Origin of the sequence: Massilia sp. CT11-108, assembly GCF_047302915.1 — a bacterium.
In the GTDB taxonomy this organism is placed as follows: Bacteria; Pseudomonadota; Gammaproteobacteria; order Burkholderiales; family Burkholderiaceae_D; genus Telluria; species Telluria orientalis.
This window is the reverse complement of the sequence record NZ_JBKYMO010000459.1, coordinates 1-4,357: the sequence shown is the minus strand read 5'-3', so window position 1 is coordinate 4,357 and position 4,357 is coordinate 1. Positions and strand designations below refer to the sequence as shown.

Here is a 4,357-nt window from a genome sequence, read left to right as displayed (position 1 = left end):
CCCCCCCCCCCCCCCCCCCCCCCCCCCCCCCCCCCCCCCCCCCCCCCCCCCCGGGGCACGATGCCGAGCAGGTCGCGCAGCTGTTCGATGCTCTGGGGGCGGCGCGCCGGGTCGGGATCCATGCAGCGGTCGACGGCATTCACGAGCGAATCGCTGTAGCCCTCGGCCCGGCCGGCCAGTGGGCCCGTGGGGGCGAGCTCGCGCGTGATGGCGTAATGGATGATGCGTGCCAGGGCGTTCAGGTCATCGGCCTCCTGCGCGTCCGGCGGGCCGAAGTCGGTGGGAATCAGCAGCGGCTCGCCATTCTCGTGGAACACGATCGTGTCGGGCGTGATGGCGCGATGCGGCATGTGCATCGCGTACTGCAGTTCGAGCGACTGCAGGATCTGGCGTAGGATCTTGCGGCACCAGACTTCGTTGACCTGTTCGGGACTGTACTCGACGATGTCCCTGACGGTGCGGCCTTCGAGGTGCTGCTGCTCCGGTCCGATGGTAGTTAGGCTGGTCATTTTGCTAAGGCATGGGCTTGGCAAAATCATGCCAGATTTGTAGCACCGGTGCCCGAGTACAACTCAACCGTGCGCGCCTGTTACAACTGTTACAAGCGCGGCCTGTCGACTATCAGTCGTCGATGAAACGCATCTTGAAGTTACGGCCCTTGATGGTGCCGAATTCCGGTCCCAGCGGATTGCCGCTGTTCAGCCGGTCGAACGCCTGCTGCGCGACCCGGCGGTCGAGCGCGACGTAGCTGACGAATTCGAAGATGGCGATCTTGCCGACCTGTTCTTTCGTGAGGCCCGCGTCGCCGGTGAGGGCACCCAGCAGGTCGCCCGGACGCAGCTTCTCTTTCTTGCCGCCGGATACGCACAGCGTGATCATCGGTGCCGGATCCACCGCGCCGTCGTCGTCGGCCAGTTCGTCGAGCGCATGCCACTCGGCCGTGAAGCCCTGCGCGTCCTCGATCAGCTTGACCCAGCGCTTTTCGTTCGGCGCGCACAGCGACAGCGCGACGCCGTTCGCACCTGCGCGTCCCGTGCGGCCGACGCGGTGCACGTGCACTTCCGGATCCTTGGACACGTCGACGTTGATGACGGCTTCCAGCCCCGCGATGTCGATGCCGCGCGCGGCCACGTCGGTGGCGACGAGCACCGCGCAGCTGCGGTTGGCGAAGCGCACGAGCGTCTCGTCGCGCTCGCGCTGTTCCAGCTCGCCGTACAGCGCGAGCGCGGAAAAGCCTTGTTCGCGCAGGGCGTCCGCGACTTCGCGGCAGCGCGCCTTCGTGTTGCAGAATGCGATCGCGGACGCGGGGCGGTAATGGCGCAGCAGCCGCGCGACGGCATCCACGCGGCCGTCGAAGCCGATCTCGTAGAAACGCTGTTCGATGCGGGCCGGCGCGTGCGCGGTGTCGACGGCGACCTCGAGCGGATCGCGCAGGAAGCGCGCGGTGGCGGCGCGGATGTCGTCAGGATACGTCGCGGAGAACAGCAGGGTCTGGCGATGCGCGGGGCATTCGCGCACGATGGCCGCGATCTCGTCGTAGAACCCCATGTCCGTCATGCGGTCGGCCTCGTCCAGCACGAGGGTGCGCAGGCGTGCAAGGTCGAGCGTGCGGCGCTGCAGGTGGTCGCGGATGCGGCCCGGCGTGCCGACGACGATGTGCGCGCCGAACTGGAGTGACGCGATCTGCGGACGCATCGAGATGCCGCCCGTCAGCACGACGACCTTGACGTTGCCGATGCCCCGCGCCAGGCGGCGGAGCTCGTTCGCCACCTGGTCGGCCAGCTCGCGCGTGGGGCACATGACGAGGCCCTGCACGGCGAACAGGGTCGGGTTCAGCTTCAGCAGCATGCCAATGCCGAACGCGGCCGTCTTGCCGCTGCCCGTCTTGGCCTGCGCGATGAGGTCGCGGCCTGCGAGTGCGAGCGGCAAGGTGGCCGCCTGCACGGGCGTCATGTCCTTGTAGCCGAGCTGGTCGAGATTGGCGAGGAAGGGGGCTGCGAGCTGCAGGGAAGAAAAGGCGGTGTCGGACATGGTGGCGGCGTTTCGTTGGCGCGACGAACCGGCGTTCATGTCGCGTGCTTCAGGGTGCCGGCTTCCAGACAGGCAAGCCGGTAAGGTCCAGATCGGGATCGTGTTTCCAGACCGGCAGGCCGGTCGCATCCGTTTCTGCCAGGTTCATCAGCATCAGCTGTTCCTGTTTCTGTGCCGTGCGGCGCGCCCGGGGACGCTTGGCTGCCGCCGGAACTGCGGACGGAGACGAAGAAAGAGCCGCGGCGTCATCGTCATGTGGCGCCGGCTCGAAGCCGGGCAGGTCGAAGGTCGCGTTGTCTTTCTTGTCTCTCATGCGCTGCGCTGGCCCAGAAAACAAAAGCCCGGCTACGAGAGTCGGGCTTGTTGTTACGGAATTTGGTTGCGGGGACAGGATTTGAACCTGTGACCTTCGGGTTATGAGCCCGACGAGCTGCCAGACTGCTCCACCCCGCGTCTGAGAACGCTATTTTAACCCGATCGGCGCCGGAGCGCAAATCGGGTTGTCGATTCATTAGCTGGCCACCCGCAGGCGCCACAGCGACGTCACCTCGGCCATGCGTGCCGCGGCCAGCGGATCGTCGGGATCGCTGGCCTTCGGGTGCGTGGGGCGGATGTCGTGGCGGCCGGCGACGTCCAGCCCCGCCTCGGCGATCCAGCCGAGCAATTGATCGCGCGACCGCAGGCCCAGGTGCTCGGCCAGGTCGGACAGGATGAGCCAGCCTTCGCCGCCGTCGCGCAGGTGCTCTTTCAATCCCGCGAGGAAACCTTTCAGCATGCGGCTGTCGGGATCGTAGACGGCGTATTCGATGGCGGAGCTCGGCTTGCCCGGCAGCCAGGGCGGATTGCAGACGACGAGGTCGGCGCGGCCCTCGGGATACAGGTCGGCGCGCACGATCTCGACCTGGCCGGCGAGACCCAGGCGCTCGACGTTGGCACGGGCACAACCGAGCGCGCGCTCGTCCACGTCGGTGGCGAGCACGCCCTGCATGCCGCGATGCGCGAGCACGGCCGACAGCACGCCCGTACCGGCACCGATGTCGAACGCGAGTTTCGCGCCGGCAGGCAACGGTGCCTGCGCGACGAGCTCGACATATTCGCCCCGCACGGGCGAGAACACGCCGTACCACGGGTGGATGCGCTCGTCGAGGGCGGGAATGAACACGCCCTTGCGGCGCCACTCGTGCGCGCCGATGACGCCCAGCAGTTCGCGCAGCGAAGCAACGTACGGTTCCGTCGCCCCACCGTAGGCTTCCGTGCATGCTTCGCGGACGTCGGGCGCGCGGCGCAGCGGGATGCCGTGGTCCGCGTCGAACGGCATCAGCAGCATGGCCAGCGTGCGTGCGCGCTGCAGTTGCGCGAGGCGGTGGCGGTGGAATTGTTCGGTGAGCGTCGCCGGCGCCTTGCCGGCCCTGGCGCGTTTGGCGCGCGAACCTTTATGGTCGACGCGGCGCACGAGTGCCTGCAGCAGCTGGCGTGCGTTCTGGAAGTCGCCGCGCCACAGCAGCGCCGTGCCGTCCAGCGCGTGGCGCCAGGCCGCATCGGCGCTCATCGTGTCGTCCGCGAGCACGACCTTCCGCGGCGCCGGCCAGCCGCTTTCCGAGCGCCAGCGCGCCGAGCGTTCCTCGCCGTGTTCGATCCAGTGGATGCGCGCCGCGCCGTCGGGAGTCGTCATCGCCGCGTCCGATCAGTGGTGGTGGTGCCAGTGGAGTTCGTTCGACTCGACGAAGGATTTCACGGCGTCCGGATTGCCGGTCGCGTGGCGCTTGATTTCGCCGCATTCGCAAATGCCCTGGTAGGGCTGGATATGCGAGCAGGCGGACACTTTCTGCAGGGTGACCTTGACCGGCTTGGCGCATTTGGCGCACTTGAAGGTCAGGAAACGGGCGGGTTTGTTCATGATGAAAGTGAGCGATGAATCAATGGAAGGGGCGCATTTTAGCACTGCACGGTCACGGCACTGCTGCCCGCGCCGGCCGGCCGGACGAACACCTTGGTGGCGATGCGTTCCGTCATCTCCTGCACGTGCGAGATGACGCCGACTTTGCGGCCCAGCGACTGCAGCGCGTCCAGCGCATCCATCGCGACGCCCAGCGTATCGCTGTCCAGGCTGCCGAATCCTTCGTCGATGAACAGCGATTCCACCTTGACGCGGTTCGACGACAGCGAGGCGAGGCCCAGCGCGAGTGCCAGCGACACGAGGAACGATTCGCCGCCGGACAGGGAGTTTACGGAGCGCACTTCGCCGCCCATGTCCTGGTCGCGCACCATCAGCGCCAGCGACGGACCGGCCGTGCTGACGACGCGCTCCAGGCGGTAGCGCCGCGCC

5 protein-coding genes, 1 tRNA gene and 1 pseudogene are annotated in these 4,357 nt (G+C 67.6%); all 7 read right to left on the bottom strand.

Annotated features, from left to right (window positions below):
* Positions 1–509: pseudogene (locus ACEN88_RS25305) on the bottom strand (hypothetical protein); the annotation flags it as partial.
* Between the two features lie 112 nt (positions 510–621).
* Positions 622–2,031: an ATP-dependent RNA helicase DbpA gene (dbpA, locus tag ACEN88_RS25300; RefSeq protein WP_413344110.1), complete on the bottom strand. Its 1,410-nt coding sequence runs from the start codon at positions 2,029–2,031 to the stop codon at positions 622–624.
* A gap of 49 nt (positions 2,032–2,080) precedes the next feature.
* A complete protein-coding gene (locus tag ACEN88_RS25295; protein ID WP_056137253.1) occupies positions 2,081–2,344 on the bottom strand; it encodes a hypothetical protein in 264 nt (87 codons plus the stop codon).
* Positions 2,345–2,407: 63 nt separating this feature from the next.
* A tRNA-Met gene (locus tag ACEN88_RS25290) sits at positions 2,408–2,484 on the bottom strand.
* Positions 2,485–2,542: 58 nt separating this feature from the next.
* The gene (locus ACEN88_RS25285; protein WP_413344109.1) at positions 2,543–3,703 is read right to left on the bottom strand and encodes a methyltransferase; all 1,161 of its coding nucleotides are present in this window, start codon (positions 3,701–3,703) and stop codon (positions 2,543–2,545) included.
* Between the two features lie 12 nt (positions 3,704–3,715).
* The gene (locus ACEN88_RS25280; protein ID WP_036240255.1) at positions 3,716–3,928 is read right to left on the bottom strand and encodes a hypothetical protein; all 213 of its coding nucleotides are present in this window, start codon (positions 3,926–3,928) and stop codon (positions 3,716–3,718) included.
* A gap of 38 nt (positions 3,929–3,966) precedes the next feature.
* Positions 3,967–4,357 (bottom strand): SbcC/MukB-like Walker B domain-containing protein (locus ACEN88_RS25275; protein ID WP_413344108.1); only part of this gene is annotated, 391 nt, incomplete at its 5' end.